Annotated in this window: 17 protein-coding genes; 10 read left to right on the top strand and 7 right to left on the bottom strand. The window is 39.4% G+C overall.

Annotated elements, in window-relative coordinates:
* Positions 1-20: 20 nt before the first annotated feature.
* From egtC to egtD, 3 genes are all read left to right on the top strand, one after another.
* A complete protein-coding gene (gene egtC, locus I8752_RS09945; protein ID WP_214432148.1) occupies positions 21-809 on the top strand; it encodes an ergothioneine biosynthesis protein EgtC in 789 nt (262 codons plus the stop codon).
* A complete protein-coding gene (gene egtB, locus I8752_RS09940) occupies positions 784-2,133 on the top strand; it encodes an ergothioneine biosynthesis protein EgtB (RefSeq protein ID WP_214432147.1) in 1,350 nt (449 codons plus the stop codon). The genes egtC and egtB overlap by 26 nt, the downstream gene beginning before the upstream one ends.
* 176 nt (positions 2,134-2,309) lie before the next feature.
* Complete coding sequence (gene egtD / locus I8752_RS09935) at positions 2,310-3,344, top strand: L-histidine N(alpha)-methyltransferase (protein ID WP_214432146.1); 1,035 nt, start codon at positions 2,310-2,312, stop codon at positions 3,342-3,344.
* A 134-nt stretch (positions 3,345-3,478) separates the two neighbouring features.
* Here the strand turns inward: egtD and I8752_RS09930 are convergent, their stop codons facing one another.
* The 5 genes from I8752_RS09930 to I8752_RS09910 all read right to left on the bottom strand — a co-directional run bounded on the left by I8752_RS09930 (position 3,479) and on the right by I8752_RS09910 (position 7,197).
* Entirely contained in the window at positions 3,479-3,928 is a 450-nt protein-coding gene (locus I8752_RS09930; RefSeq protein ID WP_214432145.1) for a hypothetical protein, read from the bottom strand.
* Between the two features lie 994 nt (positions 3,929-4,922).
* Positions 4,923-5,753, bottom strand: a complete 831-nt coding sequence (locus tag I8752_RS09925; protein ID WP_214432144.1) for a dienelactone hydrolase family protein — start codon at positions 5,751-5,753, stop codon at positions 4,923-4,925.
* Positions 5,754-6,013: 260 nt separating this feature from the next.
* Positions 6,014-6,298, bottom strand: coding sequence for a type II toxin-antitoxin system RelE/ParE family toxin (locus I8752_RS09920; protein WP_214432143.1), 285 nt, complete (start codon positions 6,296-6,298; stop codon positions 6,014-6,016).
* Entirely contained in the window at positions 6,286-6,477 is a 192-nt protein-coding gene (locus tag I8752_RS09915) for a hypothetical protein (protein WP_214432142.1), read from the bottom strand. The genes I8752_RS09920 and I8752_RS09915 overlap by 13 nt, the downstream gene beginning before the upstream one ends.
* A gap of 96 nt (positions 6,478-6,573) precedes the next feature.
* Positions 6,574-7,197: a class I SAM-dependent methyltransferase gene (locus tag I8752_RS09910; RefSeq protein WP_214432141.1), complete on the bottom strand. Its 624-nt coding sequence runs from the start codon at positions 7,195-7,197 to the stop codon at positions 6,574-6,576.
* A 98-nt stretch (positions 7,198-7,295) separates the two neighbouring features.
* Between I8752_RS09910 and hemH the strand changes: the two genes are divergently transcribed.
* A complete protein-coding gene (gene hemH / locus I8752_RS09905) occupies positions 7,296-8,462 on the top strand; it encodes a ferrochelatase (RefSeq protein WP_214432140.1) in 1,167 nt (388 codons plus the stop codon).
* A gap of 121 nt (positions 8,463-8,583) precedes the next feature.
* On the opposite strand, the gene I8752_RS09900 is transcribed toward hemH, so the two are convergent.
* Positions 8,584-9,135 carry a DUF4126 domain-containing protein gene (locus I8752_RS09900; RefSeq protein WP_214432139.1) on the bottom strand — a complete coding sequence of 184 codons (552 nt, stop codon included), beginning with the start codon at positions 9,133-9,135 and terminating at the stop codon, positions 8,584-8,586.
* A 542-nt stretch (positions 9,136-9,677) separates the two neighbouring features.
* Positions 9,678-10,973, bottom strand: coding sequence for an adenylosuccinate lyase (gene purB / locus I8752_RS09895; protein WP_214432187.1), 1,296 nt, complete (start codon positions 10,971-10,973; stop codon positions 9,678-9,680).
* A 201-nt stretch (positions 10,974-11,174) separates the two neighbouring features.
* Between purB and I8752_RS09890 the strand changes: the two genes are divergently transcribed.
* From I8752_RS09890 to I8752_RS09865, 6 genes are all read left to right on the top strand, one after another.
* Positions 11,175-11,462: a hypothetical protein gene (locus I8752_RS09890; RefSeq protein WP_214432138.1), complete on the top strand. Its 288-nt coding sequence runs from the start codon at positions 11,175-11,177 to the stop codon at positions 11,460-11,462.
* An 89-nt stretch (positions 11,463-11,551) separates the two neighbouring features.
* On the top strand, positions 11,552-11,692 hold the full coding sequence (locus I8752_RS09885; protein ID WP_214432137.1) for a hypothetical protein: 141 nt from the start codon (positions 11,552-11,554) through the stop codon (positions 11,690-11,692).
* Positions 11,689-11,880, top strand: a complete 192-nt coding sequence (locus I8752_RS09880) for a hypothetical protein (protein ID WP_214432136.1) — start codon at positions 11,689-11,691, stop codon at positions 11,878-11,880. Before I8752_RS09885 ends, I8752_RS09880 begins: the two co-directional genes overlap by 4 nt.
* Positions 11,881-11,943: 63 nt before the next feature.
* Complete coding sequence (locus I8752_RS09875; RefSeq protein ID WP_225895565.1) at positions 11,944-12,777, top strand: hypothetical protein; 834 nt, start codon at positions 11,944-11,946, stop codon at positions 12,775-12,777.
* A 376-nt stretch (positions 12,778-13,153) separates the two neighbouring features.
* A complete protein-coding gene (locus I8752_RS09870) occupies positions 13,154-16,897 on the top strand; it encodes a HEAT repeat domain-containing protein (protein ID WP_214432135.1) in 3,744 nt (1,247 codons plus the stop codon).
* A gap of 170 nt (positions 16,898-17,067) precedes the next feature.
* Complete coding sequence (locus I8752_RS09865; RefSeq protein ID WP_214432134.1) at positions 17,068-22,542, top strand: trifunctional serine/threonine-protein kinase/ATP-binding protein/sensor histidine kinase; 5,475 nt, start codon at positions 17,068-17,070, stop codon at positions 22,540-22,542.
* Positions 22,543-22,578: the final 36 nt, after the last annotated feature.

The raw sequence follows: 22,578 nt of genomic DNA, 5'->3' as shown, positions 1-22,578 counted from the left end.
GGGAGCAAATACTTCATATCATGTGCCGTTTACTCGCCTACCTCGGTTCGCCTGTTTCTCTAGAACATCTTCTGTTTAAACCAGAACATTCCTTGATAGTTCAGAGTTACCAACCCCGCGAAATGAGTTCCGGGGTAGTAAATGCCGATGGCTTTGGTGTGGGTTGGTATCACAGTCAAAAAGATACTGAACCCTTTATTTATAAAAATACACTGCCGATTTGGAACGACATAAACCTGCCTAGTCTCAGTCGTTATGTTGAATCCAAATGCGTACTAGCTTATGTTCGTAGTGCAACACCCGGTCAAGCTTTAGATTTTGCTAATTGTCAACCATTTCACTATCAACAACAGTTATTCATTCACAATGGACGCATTGTGAAGTTCCGGCAAACATTACATCGAAAAATTCGTAGTATTTTAACTCCCGATTTATACGCAAAAATCAATGGTAATACTGATTCCGAACACATATTTGCCCTACTACTTTCTCAGGGTGAAAACAACAAACATCGACCTCCAGAATATGCTTTACGCAACACATTAATAGCGCTATCAGAGATGGCAAAACGCTATCAAGTAGAAGCTTCAGCAAACGTAATTTTTAGCGATGGAAATCGTCTGATAGCCTCCCGCTTTGCCACTACTTCACCACCTCCATCGCTTTACTGGTTACGGGACGATCCGACTTTTCCTAATTCTGTAATAATTGCTTCCGAACCATTATTTATTGGTAATTGGAATACTTGCCCAGAGAATAGCATTATCAGTGTGAGAGAAGACTGTGATATCCAAATTGAGCAAATCTAGCCCCAAAGAGAGTATTATTTATGCCTTGCATGAAGTTCGTCCTCAAACCCTGAAGCTATTTGAGGATATGGATGAAGCTACATTTCGCAGTCAGCCTCATCCTGACTTTAGCCCTGTTGGTTGGCACTTAGGACATATTGCTTACACCGAGTCTTTGTGGTTGCTAGAGTATAGTGCGGGTTTATCCTGTTTGTTTCCACAATACCGCAAGCTGTTTGCAGCTGATGGTTTACCCAAATCAGAACGCGTTCAATTACCAAATTTAGGTGAAATTTATGATTACCTAAACACAGTTAGAGAAAAGGTTGTGGAACACTTAGAAGTAGGCGATATCGCACAGCATGAAAGTCTTTGGCGCTTTTTAATTCAGCACGAAAGCCAACACTGCGAAATCATCAGTTTTATTTTGGAATTAATTAAGAGGCAAGAGTTAGTTGTCGTAGAGACGCGACGCCAGTCGCTACAACGGGGGGAACCCCCGCAACGCGCTGGCTCATTAATCGCGTCTGTACAAGAGTCAGTTGTCAGTTGTTATTTCTCCTCTGCCCCTCCGTCCCTGCGCCCCTTTGCTACCGAGATGATTCAAATTCCGGCGGGTGAATTTGAGCAGGGGAATGACTCCATAGATGCTTTAGATAACGAACGCCCCGCACACAAAGTATACTTAGACACTTACTGGATCGATCGCTACCCCGTGACTTGTGGGCAGTATCAGCAGTTCATAGAGGCAGGAGGCTACCAAAATTCTTGCTGGTGGTCAGAAGCTGGGTGGCAATGGCTACAAACCGAACAGGTGACAAAACCGCTTTATTGGTGGGACGATCGCATTTACGATTATCATCCAGTTTATGGTGTTAGCTGGTACGAGGCAGAAGCATACGCACAGTTTGTTGGTAAGCGGCTACCTACAGAGGCCGAGTGGGAAAAAGCAGCTAGTTGGGATGCCAAAGCTAAACGTCGTCGTACCTATCCTTGGGGTGATGAACCACCAACTGCTCAATCTCAAAATTGTAACTGCGATCGCTTAATTGGTAAAACAACAGCAGTAGATGCCTATCCTGCTGGGCAAAGTGCCTATGGCTTGTACGATACGATAGGAAATGTCTGGGAATGGACAGCTTCTTGGTTTGATGGCTATCAAGGTTTCCAAAGTTACCCTTACAAAGGTTATTCACAGGTTTATTTTGACCGCAAACACCGTGTTTTAAAAGGTGGCAGTTGGGCAACTCGTCCTTGGGGGCTGCGTTGTAGTTTTCGCAATTGGTATTACCCCAGCGTGCGCCAAATTTTTGCTGGGTTTCGCTGTGCTGTTAGTGAGTGCTGAGTACTGAGTGCTGAGTGAAAACACTTGACGCTAAATTTAATGGGAAAATCCGTAAACATAGCTTTTAAGCTTGATTAAACTGCCTCAAACGTGATTTCATCGGCTATATCTGTGTGTTTTGAGGTAGTGTGCGTTCAAAACAACTCAATTTATTACACCAAGTAGGCAGAGGTTAAATGTCAGTGTCTAAAGCTTTTAGTAAGAAGTTTACTTTCCAAAACAATGTTGAAGAACGCTTGCAAATACAGCGTTTGATAGAAGTAACTCGAATAGTTGCCTCTAGTGCGGGGAGTGATGTAGTTAAAGGACTAACTCAAACGCCCAAATCCCTACCCCCTGCTTACTTTTATGATGACCGTGGTTCTGAGTTGTTTGAGCAAATTTGTGAGTTACCAGAATATTATTTAACGCGTACAGAAACAGCGATTTTACAGCAGTATGCTGGTGAAATTGCCAGAATAACTGGCGTTTGTGAATTGGTTGAACTTGGTAGTGGCAGTTCTACCAAAACCCGCATTTTACTCGATGCTTACCAAAAACTAGGCTATCCTCTGCGTTATCTACCGATTGATGTGAGTGCAGGGATATTAGAAAGTAGTGCTAGGCAGCTATTAGTAGATTATCCTTCACTGCAAGTTCATGCATTAGCTGGAACCTATGAATTAGCTTTAGCACAACTATTGTCAACGCAACTACCCAGTAGGATGATTTGTTTTATTGGGAGTACTTTGGGTAATCTCAAACCTCAAGAATGCGATGTCTTCTTATCCCAAATTACAAATGCTCTGAAAGTCAATGAGTATTTTTTATTGGGAATAGACTTACAAAAACCAAAAGAAATTCTAGAACCAGCTTATAACGATCGCCAAGGAGTGACGGCAGCTTTTAACATTAATATGTTGGATCATTTAAATCGACGGTTTGAAGGTAATTTTGATACAACTCAATTTGCACACGAAGCATTTTATAACGAAACCGAACATCAAATAGAGATGCATCTACGAAGTTTGCGATCGCAGTCCGTTCAATTAAAAGCCCTCAACCTCACCATTAATTTCGCAGCCGATGAGACTATCCTTACTGAAATTTCTCGCAAATTTGACCTTAACACTATCCAACAGCAACTCACAGCAAGAAGTTTAGTACCAATCGAAACATGGACTGATTCAAATCACTGGTTTGCTTTACTGTTATGTCAACTAAAAGTTTGAAGAAGAATTCAGGAGTCAGGAGTCAGGAGTCAGAATAAATTAATTGCAAGGGCGAACGGTCGTTCGCCCTTACCCGTGTACCTCATTGACCTGAAAAGCGCTGTACTTTTATTAGTACTTAAATTGTCAATTATCTACAACTGTGTACTTAAAAATAAGTTAGCTGATTTTAATTTTCTTTGAGAATAAACGTTATCGCAATAAAGTGCCCAAGTAAACCCAAATAAACCATTTAGAGAACCTGCGATCGCAGCTGTTACACCCCATCCTAATGGCCCAGTCCAGTTAGTAATTTCCTTTAAGATGGCAGTACTTGCTTTACTGACTATATAAGCTGCGCCTATTGCACCAACTGTTACTAAACCTAACTCTGCTAGTATTTCTAATAATCCCTTACTCGATAAATCTTCATCAAAATAAATTCTCCAAATTCTGGCATACATTAAAATATCAGAAGCTGTGACAATCAACTGCTTGGGAATTTCTCCACTAGGCGTTGGTGCAATTAGGGCTGTACCGCTACCGACAGCATAAGTTGCGATCGCTAAAGCAGTTTCTAATCTTTTATTGCCTAAATTACTCACAGTCTCATCTCCTATAACTCTTGCAGACCTTGTATTGACCAGTGAGGTTGATATAGGATTTCTAATTGATTTTTGTCAAGCTAGCTCCACCTTTACTTCTCTTTTTTTCTATTGTTTACTACCTACTTAGCCAAGTAATCTCAATAACCAAATTGGATTACTATGCAATTTTATCAACCCCATACAGTTGGCTACCCTAATTATGATATATTGGCTTTTCGCTATTAAACATGCATATTTTTCTCTATTTTAAGAATAAATTTACTTTTTATCCTTTTTAATATGATAAATAAAGTCCGCTAAAGCGGACATACTATAAGGGCTAATGATTACCTGATTAGGCAATAATCAGGTAACACTTTTATTTTCTCTGTTTGCAAAAATAAATCAAGAGTATAAGATAAAACATTTAGACATAATTTGTTTTTTTACTTTAGCTTCTCCAAGGATATTCTTATATTTCTGAATAGCTTGACTGGCAAATTTTGTATTTAAGTATATATAAAAATAAAAGTCCGCAGGTGCGGACTCATGACATTGGATAAGGTTAGGTTATTACAAAGAATGCCTACTATTTCTTTAGAGGCTATCTTTATTTTTGACGAACAAATTTAAAAATACAAGTATTGAAAATTAAGTCTTTAGACATAAAATCAGGAGTTAAGTCTTGTTAGTTAAATACTAAGCTACCTAAAAAGTATGTAAATTTCTCTATTGTTGAGAATCAGTTTTAGAGATTTTATCAACTTTAGTTGATTAAGGATAGCTAATTTTAATATTGAGATAGTGATTTATATAACAACTAAATTAGACATAATCAAGAAAATTAGGTCTATATCATTAAGATTGGGCAAATATTTTTAAGTTAAAAATAAAATGGTGGTTCAAGAGGAAAAACCCCAGACTTGATAAGTTCTGGGGCTTTTTTACAACATTTTTCAATTGATTGAACTCAAAAGACAGGAAGCAGCAAGGTACAAGATTTAGAAGTGAGTTAAACTCCATACTGCTTAAACCATGCTTGGAGGCGATGCCAGCCATCTTTAGCTTCTTTCTCGCGGTAGGAGGGGCGATAATCAGCAAAAAAAGCGTGGGGTGCATTAGGATAAACAATGATTTTGGATTTACTGCTGCTTTCCTTAAGGCGATCGCGCATCTGTTTGACTGTATCTAGGGGAATGCTCGTATCCTTACCGCCGTAGAGTCCGAGAACCGGAACTGTGAGGGCAGATGCAATATCAACGGGATGTTTAGGTGTCAGTTCGCTAGTATCGCCTACCAGTCGCCCGTACCACGCCACGCCTGCCTTGACTTTGGGATTATGTGCAGCGTACAGCCAAGTAATGCGACCGCCCCAGCAGAAGCCAGTAATCGCCAACTTATCTGCATTGCCCTTAGCTGACTTCACAGCCCAATTTACAGTGGCATCAAGATCGGATAGCACTTGGGCATCTGGAACCTTAGCTACAATGGGGCGAATTTCGTCGATACTGCTTAACTTGGAGACATCGCCTTGTCGCACGAACAATTCCGGAGCGATCGCTAAATACCCCAACTTGGCAAAACGACGAGTGATATCCTGAATGTGTTCGTGTACGCCAAAGATTTCTTGAATTACCAACACGATTGGAAAATTTTTACCAGTTGCTGGTACTGCCCTGTAGGCAGGAATTTCACCATCTTTGACGGGGATTTTTATTGCACCGGCTACTAACCCTTTAGCATCGGTGGAGATGACTTGTGCAGAAATAGGTTGCACTGCGAGGGCAAAACCCGTTGCGATAGTGGCAGTTGCAATAAATTTGCGGCGTGTTATTTCTTTCATCGTCTTTTGCGATCGTTTGAGAAAAATTGCCTACAGTTGTGGATAATTACTTAACCTACCTTTACGTAGTAAGGGCAAATTTTTCTTGGTATTGACTAAAACCCGATTGTCTGTCACTCGTGCAGTATTGCACGAGTGATACTACGGTTTGTTTATTAATTTACCGCAATCTTAGCTGCTTTTGCTACCCTAGCGTTATCTGTGGTTCATTTCCTTGCCTGTATATCAAGGCGATCGCTACACTCAAAAATAATCTCTGATTAAAGCTGAAGCTGCTTTGAAGAATGAAACACAGTTAAGATATTTACTTCATCACCACTTACTAAATATACAATTCGGTAACTACCAAACACAACCTCTCGAAGATTCTCTTGAGCAATTTCAGGTACTACACGCCCTGAGCGCGGAAACTGTTCTAGACGTTCCACAGATTGAAATACTCTATCTACAAATATCTGGGTAAAACTGGGTGCATCCCGTGCAATAAAATCGCCAATTGCTTCTAAATCAGTTAAAGCTTCACTAGTCCAGCTTACTCTTGCCATGTCTTAATCTGCTTTTTGGCTTCTGCATGTGAGATGGTATTACCAGCCTTGACTTGCTTTAAACCTCGATCGACTTTGTACAAGAAATAAAGATGTTCCATTACTTGCTCAAAAGTAACATCCTGAGGCATTTCTTCTACTGCCTTTAAGACTTGGTACTTTACAGTAATATCTGTCATAATTTAGCCTTCCTCAAGCAGTGAGTCGGATTTAATTCACAAATTTCTTCAATTTTAGCTTTTGGTGCAAGTTATTTCTGTCACCACGCTCGCAGTTCATTTCCTTGCCTGTATCACTTGCAAACTGCCACCTGCATACAAAGTTGGCTTGCCTACCTTAAACCCAATTTGAGTTAATAGATTGGGTAAATCAGTCTTCAGTAACTGCCAAGCTGTTTGTGTCTCAAACAACAGCAAAAATAGCGATACCCCAGGCCAAAATATCGGATTAGTCGGAGCATGAAAATCAACCAGTGTAAACATTCCTCCCGGTTTCAGTACCCGATAAACTTCATTAATAATTTTTTGCAACTGCTCGGACTGCATCTCGTGCAGTGCAACGCTGGTATGCACTACGTCAAATAAATTATCTGCAAACGGCATCTTTTCCGCAAAAGCTTCTACATATGCAGCTTCAGGAACATTCTGCTGTGCCCGTCGCAAAGACAATGGTGAAGCATCCAATCCTGTTACGTTTTGTGAAGATTTTACTAAGAATTGTGTCGATTGACCGCTACCGCAGCATAAATCTAATACCTGATTATCTGAGTTAATTGTTAAGCCTTGCAAAGCGAGTTGTCGAAAACGCGCTTCACCGCCTACACTGAAAGCCGCTAAACGTGATATTCCATCGTAAAGCCATTGATAGCGGTAACTCCAATCTCTTAAAATTGTTGCCATTATATCTTTCCTGATGATTAACCTTATATATTTAATAATTAGAGATATATTGTTAACATTAGTAAAAAATCTGAAAAGGTTGGGGGAAAGTAACTGCTATGGGTCGTGTAGGCGTTTTATTACTCAATCTGGGAGGACCTGACAAATTAGAGGATGTCGGGCCGTTTTTGTATAACTTATTTTCCGATCCGGAAATTATTCGCCTACCGTTTCGCTGGTTGCAAAAACCCCTAGCTTGGTTCATTGCCTCCCGACGAACCAGAACATCTCAAGAAAACTATAAACAAATTGGTGGCGGTTCCCCACTGCGGCGGATCACAGAAGCTCAAGGTGAAGCCCTTAAAGAGCAATTAGGTTATTCCGGGCAAGAAGCTAATATTTATGTGGGAATGCGTTATTGGCATCCTTATACCGAAGAAGCGATCGCTCAACTTACTCAAGATAATATCGAGAAGTTGGTAATTTTACCACTGTACCCTCAATTTTCCATCAGTACTAGTGGTTCTAGCTTCCGCTTATTAGAAAAACTGTGGCAAGAAGACCCAAAACTGCAACGCCTTGAATACACTGTCATTCCCTCTTGGTACAAACAACCGAGTTACCTACAAGCAATGGCAGAACTCATTGCCCAAGAGCTAGATCAATTTCCCGACTCTAATGAAGTCCATATTTTCTTCAGCGCTCATGGCGTTCCAAAAAGCTACGTTGAAGAAGCTGGCGATCCTTACCAACAAGAAATTGAGGACTGTACTGCCTTGATTATGCAGACCCTCAATCGCCCTAATTCCTACACCTTAGCTTATCAAAGTCGCGTAGGGCCAGTAGAATGGCTGCAACCTTATACTGAAGATGCGCTGAAAGAACTAGGCGCACAAGGTATCAAAGATTTAGTTGTCGTACCCATCAGTTTTGTCTCAGAACACATTGAGACACTACAAGAAATCGATATTGAGTATCGAGAAATCGCTGAAGAAGCGGGAATTCACAACTTCCGTCGCGTACCAGCTCCCAATACCCATCCGGTATTTATTAAAGCACTGGCAGACTTAGTAATAGACGCGCTGAAAGAACCTAGTTTCAAACTTTCGCAAGCCGCCCAAATGAAAAAAAGGGTGAAGATGTATCCTCAAGAGCGCTGGGAATGGGGGCTGACAACTAGCGCCGAAGTTTGGAACGGTCGGATTGCTATGCTAGGCTTTATTGCTTTAATCATTGAGCTAGTTACCGGTCGCGGTCTACTGCACATGATAGGTCTTTTGCAGTAGTGGGTACTGGGTACTGGGGATTAGGGATTAGGTATTGGGGATTAGGAAAAGGTAAGAACTATCTCTTTGCCCTTTACCCTTTAATCTCATTTTCTAGTCCCCAGTCCCCAGTTCCCAGTCCCTAAGCCCTAGTCCTTTGTCCCCACCGATACCAGTCATACCACTGTTTAGCGCTACGCACTGCTAGCCAGAGGAGAATCATCGCAATTAATCCTCCTTGCTTGGGAGCATCAAAAGCAAACAGCACCAGAGCAATACACAAGGTATCTTGAAGAAAAACTGCCCACAAGGGTAAGCCACGCAAACGATAGAACCAACCAACTTGCACGAGCTGGAGTACTAAAGCTAATAAACCCCCAATTAAAGCAATCAGCCAGTCTGGTGTTGCAGTGGCCGAAGCTACAGCTAGCCCCATAATTGCGCCTACAAGGGGAGACAGTAATAACTGAACTAGTTGTACTACTCTTTGTCCCCACAACTTTTTTGAGGCAAGTAGTTCGATTAACGACCAGGTAGTAAGACAGCCTAACAAGATCGGTGAAGAAATGTGAGATAAGATTGGAACTTGTGACCATAAGTTACTGCCCTGCAACAATCCAATTATCAATAAAGGTATGCCTATTCTCATTCCTGCTGCGGCAGAAGCAGAAAGTGTTGCCAGGATTTCAATCATCAGGGCACTCTCAGCGCTACTATATAAGCAAATATTTGTTATTTATACTACCCATCGTTAGTGAGAATCGCAGCACCCAACTAACAGTTTTAGAGAAGGCAATACTGAATATTTTTAGTATCTTTAATAGGATTTTAAATTTATAGCCGTCGCCAGTAGTGTTAGGACATCAACAGACAATCAAACCTAGACACAAAAAGACTTTTCACCCAGTCATACCAATTCGCAATTCGCAATTAAAAAAATCAGGTGCAGCAAAGCTTTTAGAGTTTACATCTGTATCAAATTTTTCGTGAAATGGTATCACCCTTGGGGTGACGCTCGTTCCTCGCTACCGCTGGCGCTAACGCAGTCGCCTGATGCCACTTTGCTCAAGTAGGGAAACCCGCCCACGCAAGTGGCTCCGGAGGGAAACCCTCCCGCAGCGCTGTCTCACCAGTCACCAGTCCCCAGCTATAACTACATTTATATACTTGTATTTTTATTCACACTATCGGGAACTAGAGACTTTGTAATCTCTAATTCCCAGTGCTTAGTTAAAGCTAAATACTTAGCCTCTGGTAAACCTGTTCTAAATGTCGCAGATGTTGCTGGGGGTCAAAACACGCCTCAATTTCATCTGGTGACAAATGTTGAGTGACACGCGAATCTTTACTAATCAAGGCGTGGAAATTACCTTCTGGCTTGTTCCAGGCAGCGTGAGCGCTTTCTTGGACGATCGCATAAGCTTGTTCCCGGTTTAGTCCCTTGTCTATCAAAGCCAGTAGCACTTTCTGACTGAAGACAACACCACCGTAGCAGTTAAGATTGCGTTCCATGTTCTCAGGATAAACCAATAGGTTTTTCACCAATTCGGTTATTTCCACAAGCATGAAGTGAGTCAAAATGCAAGCATCGGGCAAAATCACTCGTTCTACAGAACTGTGAGAAATATCGCGTTCGTGCCAAAGAGCAACGTTTTCTAAGGCTGCACCAGCATGACTTCTAACCAATCGTGCCATTCCCGTCAGCCGTTCCGAACGAATGGGGTTACGCTTGTGCGGCATGGCACTGGAACCTTTTTGACCTTTAGCGAAGAACTCTTCAACTTCTAAAACGTCTGTTTTTTGCAGATTGCGAATTTCTACAGCAAAGCGTTCGATGGAAGCTGCTACCAAGGCTAATTGCTGCACGTAGTCAGCATGGCGATCGCGGGAAATAACTTGTGTTGAGGCTGTATCGGGTTTAAGTCCGAGTTTTTGGCAAGCGATCGCTTCTACGCGGGGTTCAATATTGGCATAAGTGCCCACTGCACCCGAAATCTTCCCCACAGCAATCGTGTCATGGAGAATTCTTAAGCGTTCTTGGTGTCGCAACACTTCTGCTAACCATCCAGCTAATTTAAAACCAAAGGTGATTGGTTCGGCGTGAATGCCGTGCGATCGACCGATCATCACTGTCTGACGATGTTCTCGTGCTTTTTGGCGAATTGCCTCAATCAAATCTTCCAAGCGTTGCGATAACACATCCAAACTAGCAACTAATTGCAGCGCTAAAGCTGTATCTAGTACATCCGAGCTAGTTAAACCCAAGTGAATATAACGTCCGGCATCACCTACATATTCGTTGACATTTGTCAAAAAAGCGATGACATCATGACGGACTTCTGCTTCAATTTCCAGCACCCGCTTTGGGTCAAAATTCGCCTTGGCCTTAATTTCCTCAACTGCACCAGAGGGAATGTAACCCAGTTCAGCTTGGGCTTCACAAACTGCAATCTCTACCTGGAGCCAGGTTTTTAATTTATAAGATTCAGTCCACAGGTCGCCCATTTCGGGCAAGGTATAACGCTCAATCAACGTTCGCGGCAGAATACAACTGTCATATTCTACCAAGAAACATACCGAAGCAACGGTATATCAGTACTTTCAGCTCTGAGCAGAGCTTTTGTTGCTCATTTGCTCCTCAATGCAAGCATTTTTATGCTGATTTTTAGCGATTTTTGAGTGCGATCGCGGTACTCAAATGGTACTCCTTGAAAATGAGACGTTAAGGGAATTATGAGAAGAGATTGCTTTTATCCATCAAGCACGAAGCAAAAAAGAATAAGAGAAGCAATAGATAACGAACCAAGTTTTAAGCCTAAGATTTTAGTTGGAACAGCAGTTATCTATTTTCAAAAATATACAGATGATTGGGGTTACAAATTAGAACGAAAAATTAAAACTAAAATTGTTGATGAAACTCCAAAAGATAAAAATTATCAACTTAAGGTAAAAATTTTAGTTGAAGAAAAAGCTAGATGGGTATCCCGTTCTAGCGTTATTCCTGCTGAAAAGGAACGTTAAGGGGAATTCTGACTAAAAGCTGTATGAGCTACAAATACAAAGGATTCTGGGCAAGTATTCATACAGTGTGAGAATCAGATGCATCTAGATTGGCTAGAGGTGATTGGCGTTCTCGCATTCTGGGGTACAAGTACACGGTTCGCCGGAATGGTAAAGTTTGCTTTCGTGTGGGAGAAGAAGATGAGGAAGTGTTGCCTCCTACTCATGAAGAAGCGATCGCAAAACCATGAGTCAACAAAAAGAGCTATTTGACCCTGACGACGATGACGAGTATGACAATCAAGGAAACTTAGATTTTTACGGTGAGTGTCCTAACTGTGCTGATGGTCAAATGTTTATAGACCCGGACAATATTGAAGAACTAATTGCTTTTTGCATTGAATGTGGGTACGTAATCGACTTGCAAGAAACTCATTAAGTTAATAATGCTAATACCCTACACTACAGTAGGGTACTTAATAAATTTAAAACGGTTACTAGAGTGAATAGCCTCAAGACGAATAAGAATAAGGGTAATGGCAATTCCCCCAGCCAAGAGTTATCACAGATACTTAGTTATCTAGGGGTATTCATTATTTTGATAGCGATCGCTATGCTAGTGAGAAGCTGTAGCTATTTTGATGCAAAGGCAACTTTCCCTAAGCCATCTAAAATTGCTCGCAACGCAGACGAATTTATTGGTAAATCTGTAACCATTAGAAGTAGAGCGATTCAGAAAATTGGTTTGAGTTCCTTTACTGTCAGCGATGCCAGATTTTTTAACGGCAAACCCATTGTAGTTATCAATGCTTCGGGTGTACCTTTCGATTTACCACTTGACCGAGATATCAAAGTTCAAGTTACGGGTGAGGTTCGTAATTTGATAATTCCGCAAATTGAGCGAGAGTTTAATCTCAACATCCAAGATGAATATTATAAAGATTATATCAATCAGCCTGTAATTATTGCTCGATATCTGACCTTAGCGCCTCAAACCGAGCAAATAACGCAACATCCCGAACAATACTACCACCATCAAGTTGCAGTTACGGGGAAACTGGAAAATATTCGCAGTCCTATTTTATTAACGCTAGATAAAAACCAATTGTTTGGCGGGCAAGATTTACTAGTGTTATTAAAAGCACCACCCAAAGTAACAATAAACCAAGGTCAGACAATATCGGTAATCGGTGAAGTTCGTCCTTTTGTTGTGACTGAAATTGAGCGAGAGTATAACTTTACCTGGGATTTAAATGTGAAAAAGGAGTTAGAAGCTGAGTACGGTAACAGAACTGTTTTAGTTGCTGAAATTGTCTACCCTACTGAAAAATTCTAAATTTGCGATCGCTAAAAAAGACAGATGGAATGCTCCTTCTGTCTCCTAGTTACCAAATATATGACTTTAGTCATGGTTATATTTGTGACTTTTGTACGATTTAATTTTTTTCTAAATAAGTCTTAATAGTAATTTGAATGTAGAGTTCATAATTAACTGTGATAAGGGCATTGGGGCGCAGTAGCGCCCTTTTACTTTTTAAAGATTCAATAAAGAGAACTCCGATAAATAATACCGTAGTGTAAATTCATCTGTCGCAACTATTTTTCGATTTTACAGTCATCATCTGTGACACTTCTGCAATTATCCTGAAATCTAGAGTAATTCCTCAAATTGATGTATATACTCGAAGTTTGAGACTGAGCAGACGCGAGTTATGATAGTAGATTGGCTAGCTGTTTGGGGCGTGACTCAAGCTGTCGGGTTTGCTTTTAAGCCCATTTTCGAGGACTTAGCAAAAGACGCAGCAAAAGATTGGGCTAAAGATTTACTAAAAGGTATTCCTAAAAATATATTCCAGCAACTCAAAAAAGAAGATATTGAAATTGCTGCGGGTAAAGCATTGAAGGAATTTTTGCAATTAATGCAGCAGGAATTAGAAGACGCAGATTTAGAAGAAGCAGAACTGAAACTATACACTAAACCGTTAAATAAATTTATCAGTAATAAATCTCTCACATATATTTTGGGACATCCTTTTCAAAGCGACTGTGAGTATTTAGACTATAAAGTATTGGCAAATACATGGTATGAAATGAATTTGCCTATATTACCCAGCGCCTTTGAATGGGAGAGACTCACCAAGCGCTATCTCAAAAAAGTTAAAGCAATTATTAAAGAATCAGACGAATTACGTCCTATCCTAGATTCGCAAAATTTAGAAGCAGCAAAAGATACTCTCACACAAATTGCTGGGGTTACCATAGATTTTGACTTACCGGGATATCAGGAAGGGCTGCGCGAACGATATGGTAACTTGAAATTAGATAGTTTAGATACTACTGGTTATGCCTATAATGAATTGAAGTTATGGCGGATGTTTATTGCTTTAAATGTGCGGGAAGTTCACCAAGTTTTGCCCCACGTTCACGAACTTCCCAAAGAACATCTTAGACGACTGCGAGAAAGCAACCAAGCAGAAGAAATTCCCTTTGAAGAATTAGAAGTTTACAAACAAATTTATTTTGAACAGCCAATAGTTTCAGTCTTGGATGCGATTAGCGATCGCCTAACATATAAATATATCGTAATTTTAGGAGATCCCGGTTCGGGAAAATCTACTTTATTGCAATTTTTGGCAATCAATTGGGCAGAAACACCCCTCAATAATGTAGTTTCTCAGCCAATTCCTTTATTAATTGAGTTACGCACTTATATTCGCAGGCGAGAAAATAATGAGTGTAGTAATTTCCTCGAATTTTTCCATAAATGTAGCGGTACTGTCCATCATCTCAATCAAAATCAACTCCACGACCATTTAAAAGCTGGTAATGCTTTAGTAATGTTTGATGGGTTGGATGAAGTATTTGAAATCGGCAAGCGAGAAGATGTAATCACCGATATTCATCGCTTTACAAATGAATATCCGAACGTGCGAGTGATAGTGACTTCTCGCGTGGTTGGCTACAAACCGCAGCGGTTACGAGATGCCGAATTTCGCCACTTCATGCTCCAAGATTTAGAACCAGAACAAATTCAAGATTTTATCAACCGCTGGCATGAATTAGCCTTCCACGACCGAGTTGAGAGATTGCGAAAACGACAGCGCCTACAAAGAGCAATTGATACATCAAAATCAATTTTAGAATTAGCAGGAAATCCCCTACTATTAACAATGATGGCAATTCTCAATCGCAATCAAGAATTGCCTAGAGATAGAGCCACACTTTACGAACAAGCATCACGAGTTCTGCTGCATCAATGGGATGTGGAACGTGCCTTAGTCGAAGATTCTCGATTAGATCCCAAAACCATTGATTATAAAGATAAACAGGCAATTTTACGTCACACTGCCTATCACATGCAAACCAGTGAAAAAGGTTTGGCAGGTAATTTAATTGGTGTCAGCGATTTAGAAAAGATTTTGAGTCGCTATCTCAAAAATATAGAATTCGAGCATCCTACGAAAGTTGCTAGGGTGATGATTAATCAGCTGCGAACCCGCAACTTTATGTTGTGTTTTTTGGGTGCAGATTATTATGCCTTTGTCCATCGAACTTTTTTAGAATATTTCTGTGCATGGGAATTTGTCTGGCAGTTTAAAGAAACGCAAACGCTGTCAATTAAAGAACTCATGCACGAAGTTTTTGGCAAACACTGGCAGGATGAAACTTGGCATGAAGTTTTACGTCTGATTGCAGGCATGATTGAGCCAAGATTTGTCTGTGAAATTTTGGATTACTTGATGGCTCAAAATGGAGAAGAGGAAAAATTTATCAATTTATTTCTCGCAGCTAAGTGTCTGGCAGAAGTGCGAAATCGCTTGTTAATTGCGCCAACAGCAATTAAGTTACTAGAAACAATCAAAGATTTAACTAAATATGACCTCGGTTATTATTACCAACCTTATATAAATGAAGAAGAAACTAAGCTAGTTCAAGAGATTCGTACCACAGCCGTAGCCTCTGTGGCTACTACTTGGAAAGACGATTTTGATACTCTGGCTTGGCTGAAACAACTCGCTATTGCTGACGATAATGAATATGTGCGGCGTGCAGCATTGCAAGAATTAGCTAGAGGATTTAAAGACGATGCTGATACTTTGCCTTGGCTAAAACAATGCGCTACTAACGATGATGATTGGACTGTACGCCAAGCAGCAGTGCAAGAACTAGCCAGAGGATTTAAAGACGATAGCGATACTCTGCCTATCTTAAAACAACAAGCTACTACTGATGAAAATGAATATGTGCGACAAGTAGCAGTGCAAGAATTAGCTAGGGTGTTTAAAGATGAATTAGATACTCTTCCCTGGCTGAAACAACAAGCCACTGTTGATAACTCTGGAAATGTTAGACAAGTAGCAGTACAAGAATTAGCTAGAGGGTTTAGAGATCATCCTGAGACTTTAGCTTGGCTGAAAAAATACGCTGTTGCTGATGAAGATTGGACTGTTAGGCAAGCAGCAGTCCAAGAATTAGCCAGAGGATTTAAAGACGATGGCGATACTCTGCCTATCCTCAAACAACGTGTAATTGCTGATGAAAATGAATATGTGCGCCAAGCAGCAGTCCAAGAATTAGCCAGAGGATTTAAAGATGATGCCGATACTCTGCCAATTCTCAAACAAAGTGCCACTGCCGATAAATATTCAGATGTCCGACAAGCCGCAGTCCAAGAATTAGCTAGAGTCTTCAAAGACGATCCTGATACGCTACCTTGGCTGAAAGAACGCGCTACCGCTGATGATGATAAATATGTGCGGCAAACAGCAGTGCAAGAATTAGCCAGGGGATTTAAAGACGATAGCGATACTCTGCCTATTCTCAAACAACGAGCGATCGCTGATAAATATTCTGATGTACGACGTGCAGCGGTGCAAGAATTAGCCAGGGGATTCAAAGATGACCCCGACACTCTCCCCATCCTCAAACAACGCTCGACTAACGATGATAATGAATATGTACGTCGTGCAGCATTGCAAGAATTGGCTAGGGGATTTAAACATGACCCCGATACTCTTCCCATCCTCAAAAAATACGCTACATCTGAAAAATATGTGGATTTGCGGCAAGCAGCATTGCAAGAATTAGCCAGAGGGTTTAAAAATGACCCCGATACTCTTCCCATCCTCAAAAAACGTGCCACTGTCGATAAATATTCAGATGTACGGCAAGTAGCTTTGCAAGAATTAGCTAGGGGATTTAAAGACGAACCAGGGATGTTTGAAGTATTTTACAACTGTGTTGTCAACGATCCCTTCGTGCGGGAATACAACTTTCAAGATAATCCCCGACAAGTAGCACTTGAAACAATTATCGAGCAATATCTTTCTCATCCCCAAACTTTACCACTATTACGCGACAGAGCTGAAAAAGACCCCGATAAACAATTACGCGAGTTTGCGAAAAAGAAATTGGCAGAATTTGAGGTTACATTAAATAAAACTGATATGTCTTAAATAACAGTGGTTTTACATAGCGATCGCTTGACGTTACTTTTACAATACAATCCTGGGATAAGCGATCGCTATGTTCAAAATCTCCTATCTATTGGGAATAATTAAACAGGAACCTTTTCCATAATGGAGAGGGGATAATCCTAATTTTTGTAACTTATAGTTAAAAATCAATGCCAAATCGGACTGGATACCAAATCAATTCCATTCTCCATGAAGGAATTCAAACTATTATTTATCGAGTACAAATGCCAAAAACGCAACAGCAAGTTATCCTCAAGTTGCTAAAAAATGACTATCCTACCCTGGAAGCTTTTACTCGCATTAAAAATGAGTACCAAATTCAACAAAATTTAGACCATCTCAATATAGTTAAAGCAATTAGTTTGGAAAATTCTGATAACCGTATAGGACTTTTATTAGAAGACTTTGACGGTCAGTCTTTAGCACAATTTCTTCAAACAGAAAAACTTAATTTAGTTAGCCATTTAAAAATAGTTATTCAACTAACTCAAGCTTTAGATTATTTACATCAACATCAGATTATTCATAAAGATATCAAACCTAGTAACATTATCATCAACTGCCAAACAGGTTTAGTTAAACTCACTGACTTTGGGATAGCTTCCCGCCTCAATAAAGAAAATCCCCAATTTAATAATCCTAACTGTGTCGAAGGTACGCTTGCTTATATGTCTCCCGAACAAACTGGGAGAATGAATCGCATTCTCGATTATCGCAGCGATTTTTATTCTCTGGGCGTGACTTTATACGAAATGCTTACAGACCAATTACCATTTCTCAGCAAAGAACCTTTGGAGATAGTTTACAACCACATTGCTGTTCAACCGATAAATCCACAGTTATTAAATCCCAAAATTCCTACCGCCGTTGCTGAAATTGTGATGAAGCTGATGGCGAAAAATGCCGAAGACAGATATCAAAGTGCTACAGGATTGTTAGCAGATTTAGAATTATGTCTCAAGCAATTAGAAAATCAAGGTGAAATTACTAATTTTGTTCCCGGTCAGTTAGATATCTTAAGTCAGTTATTAATTCCTCAAAAATTATATGGACGCGAACAACAAGTTCATGAATTGTTAGCTGCATTTGAGCGTGTTACGTCTGGAACTAGTGAAATGATGCTAGTTTCTGGTTATTCTGGTATTGGCAAATCTGCTTTAGTCAATGAAGTTAATAAACCTATTACTTACCGACAAGGTTATTTTATCTACGGTAAATTCGACCAATTAAAACGAAACGTACCTTATGCTTCTCTAATTCAAGCTTTTACCTATTTAATTAGATTTTTATTGACAGAGAATTACGAACAAATAGAAATATGGCGAAATAAAATACTAGCTGCATTAGGAACTAACGGCAAAGTCATTACTGATGTAATTCCAGAAGTCGAATTGATTGTGGGAAAACAACCAGAAGTGCCCCAACTTGGCGCAACAGAATCACAAAACCGTTTCAATCGTGTTTTTGAGGAATTTATCCAGGTCTTTACTCAAAAAGAACATCCTTTGGTCATCTTTTTAGATGATTTGCAATGGGCAGACTCAGCCACATTAAATTTAATCCAACTACTCATGGGTAATGCCAAGAGTAGTTATTTATTATTTATTGGAGCATACAGAGATAATGAAGTCAGTCCGACTCACTCTCTCATTCAAACAATAGAAGAAATTCAAAAAAATGGCACTGTAGTTAATAATATTGTCTTGCAACCTTTAAAACTAGAAAATGTTAATGATTTAATTACTGAAACTCTCCAAGCCAGTCGAGATTTTGAAGGTAGTTTGTCAAACAATAATTACGAGCTAATTAAAAAAGATTTCCATAACAAGATTCTGCAACTGTCAGAGTTAATCTTTAATAAGACAGGTGGTAATCCATTTTTCATTACACAATTAATTCAAGTACTTTATCAAGAAAAACTTCTCATATTTGACTTTACTACAGCTAAATGGCAATGGAGCCTAGAAGAAATTCAAGCAATTGGTATTATCGATAAAAATGTAGTTGAACTAGTTGCTAGCCGATTGGAAAAGCTACCACAAGTTACCCAAGATGTTTTAAAATTAGCGGCTTGTGTGGGCGATAGATTTAGCTTGGATGTTTTATCGATAATTAATGAAAAATCTCCATCTTTAACGGCAAGCGATTTATATTCAGCTTTACAAGCCGGATTAATTCTACCTTTAAGCGATGCTTACCGCATTCCTTTAGTTTTCGAGCGAGAAGAAGCTGCTCGTTTAAATTTTGATACCTCGCGAGTGGGTTATAAATTTTTGCATGACAGAGTACAACAAGCAGCTTATTCATTAATTCCAGAATCTCAGAAAAAAACTACTCATCTGAAAATCGGTCAACTACTCCTACAAAATACACCAAAGGAGGAAATAGAAGCCAATATTTTTGATATTGTGAATCAGTTAAATGTCGGTATGGTTTTCTTAAATGACCAATCCGAAAAAACCGAATTGTCACGACTAAATTTCATTGCAGGACGTAAAGCAAAAGCATCAACAGCTTATGAAGCTGCTTTAAAGTACTTAAAAACTGGAATCGAACTTTTAAGTATAGAGGCTTGGCAAAATGAATATAACCTAACTATAGGTTTATATGAAGGAGCCGCAGAAGTAGCTTATCTCAGTGGGAATTTTGAGCAGATGCAGCAATTGACTGAAGTAGTGCTAAAAGAAGCCAAATTCCTGCTCGATAAAGTGAAAGTTTATGAAGTACAGATTATCGCTTATGTAGTCCAAAGCAAACAACTAGAAGCTATTCAAACAGCACTAGCAGTTCTGAAATTGTTAGAAATAGACTTTCCAGAACAACCGACAGCTGCTGATATTCAGCGGGGAATGGATGACATCGCTAATAATTTGCAGGGAAAAGCGATGTCTAACGATAAGCCGCTGCGTGTCTATGCTGATTTAATTAACTTACCTCTAATGACCGACCCCAACAAGATAGCAGCCATGAAAATCTTAATGGGAGTTCTCCCGGCGGCTTTTCAAACTGCTCCGGCAATGATGCCAATTATTGCCTGTGAAATGGTCAATTTATCTTTAAAATATGGCAATAATCCTGTGTCTGCTTATGGTTACAGTCTTTACGCATTAATTCTTTGTGGAGTTCAAGGAGAAATTGATTCTGGCTATGAATTTGGCAAATTAGCTTCGAGTTTGGTGTCCAAATTTCATGCTGAAGAATTCAAAGCAAAAATTCTCACAGTTATTAGCGCCCATGTTCTCCATTGGAAAGATTCTCTAAAGGAAACATTAGCAACAGCCAAGGCAGGATATTCGAGTGGTTTAGAAACTGGAGATTTAGAATATGCTGGCTATTGTGGTTACATTTATCCTTATCATTCATTTTGGCTGGGTAAGGAACTTTGGGTTTTAGAAACAGAACTAGTAGCTTACTGCGAATCGTTGAAAAAAATTAAACAACAAGTAGCCTTAACTTGGAACCAAATATATTTACAAACAGTTATCAACTTGAAAGGAAATGATGAAAATGTCTGGTGTTTAGTTGGAGAAGCATATAACGAACAAAATATGTTACCAATTCATCAGCAATTTAACGACCTTTATACAATTAACCACTTGTTTGTCAATAAGCTGATGCTTTCTTACTTGTTTGGCGAGTACCTGCAAGCTAGAGAAAATGCTGCAATAGCAGAAAAATCTTTAGGTGGTGTTACTGGGTTATTTGTTGTACCTTTGTTTTATTTTTATGATTCTTTAGCTCAACTAGCAGTCTATCAGATTGTTAATAAGTCCGAACAACAAGCTATTTTAGAAAAAGTACGAGCTAACCAACAAAAGATGGAACTCTGGGCTACTCATGCCCCGATGAATCACTTAAATAAATTTTATTTGGTTGAGGCAGAACGCTGTCAGGTTTTGGGTCAAAAGCTGGAAGCAATGGACTATTATGAATATGCGATCGCTAAATCTAAAGAAAGCGGTTTTATCCAAGAGGAAGCTTTATCTTATGAATTAGCAGGAAAATTTTATCAGTCTTTAGGTAGAGATTTAATTTATCAAACTTACCTCACTAAAGCTTATTATGCCTATATTCGGTGGGGAGCGATCGCTAAAGTTAAACACCTAGAATCAAAATATCCTTTTCTAGGAGAACAAACTAATATTCCAGATGCTTCTGCTTTACAACTAGACGTTACTCACATTACCACTAACACCACTACCAGTAATGGATTGAGTGCTTTCTTAGATTTTAATACATTTATCAAGTTTTCCCAGGCAATTACTAATGAAATTGTTTTAGAAAACTTGTTGAGTAACTTAATCAAAATATTATTAGAAAATGCTGCTGCCCAAAAAGCGGTACTCTTGTTACTGAAAGACGATCGACTATACGTTGAAGCTTCTGGTAATGCTGATAATATAGTGATAGTTTTACAAGCAATTCCTGTTGAAACCTATCACGAACTACCTATTTCTGTAGTTAATTACGTTTTAAGAACTCAACAACACCTCGTTTTGAATGATGCGGTAGCGACTGAACCTTTTAACATTGATACCTATATTCGCAAATATAAATCAAAATCAATCTTTTGTTTGCCGATTATATATCAATCACAGATGACAGGTGTTATTTACTTAGAAAATCAATTGTCAGCAGGAGCTTTTGTTCCTGAAAGAATAGAAGTGTTAAAAGTCTTAGTTTCTCAAATGGCAATTGCTATAGAAAATGCCCGTTTGTATACTAGAGAGCAAGATAAATCTAGACAATTAGAACAGTATCTCAACGATTTGCAACAAGCACAACTGCAACTTATACAAAGTGAGAAAATGTCTTCTCTTGGTAATTTAGTTGCAGGAATAGCACATGAAATAAATAACCCTGTTGGTTTTATTACAGGTAGTATTAGCCAAGCAAAAGATGCTATCAACGATTTAATAGATTATTTGCAACTATACCGAGTTAAATTTCCCAATGTCGATGCTGAAATTGAGAAAAAAGCAGAAGAAATAGATGTAGATTTTCTTCTAGAAGATTTGCCCAAAATGATTGAGGGTATGAAAGTTGGTACGCAACGCATACGCAATATTAGTACCTCTTTGCGGACATTTTCCCGCGCTGATAATGTCTCGAAAATATCAGCTAATATCCACGAAGGCATCGACAGCACTTTGATGATTTTACAACATCGCCTGAAAGCTAATTCTAATCGCCCAGCAATTGAAATTATCAAAGAGTATGGAAATCTTCCCTTAGTTAAGTGTTACTTAGGGCAACTAAACCAGGTATTTATGAATATTCTGGCAAATGCGATTGATGCTTTAGAAGAAGTCAATGCTGGTCGTAGTTATGAAGAAAATTTAGCCAATACTCATAGTGCTATTAGGATAAAAACTGAGATAAACGAAGACAATCAAAATGCAGTCATTAAGATTAAAGACAACGGTTTCGGCATGACAGAAGAAGTCAAATCCTGTATTTTTAACCACTTATTTACAACCAAAGATGTAGGCAAAGGTACGGGATTAGGTTTATCTATCAGTCGGCAGATTATAGTAGAAAATCACGCTGGTAGTTTGATGTGTGAGTCAGTTGTTGGACAAGGGACAGAATTTATCATTTCTATTCCTATCGCTGGGGAGTGAGGGGGGAGAAGAGAGTAGGGGGAGTAGGGGGAGTAG

The sequence above is a fragment of the Dendronalium phyllosphericum CENA369 genome (genome assembly GCF_016056275.1).
In the GTDB taxonomy this organism is placed as follows: domain Bacteria; phylum Cyanobacteriota; class Cyanobacteriia; order Cyanobacteriales; family Nostocaceae; genus Dendronalium; species Dendronalium phyllosphericum.
Note: the sequence above shows the minus strand (reverse complement) of the source record. Positions and strands in the feature narration are given on the sequence as shown.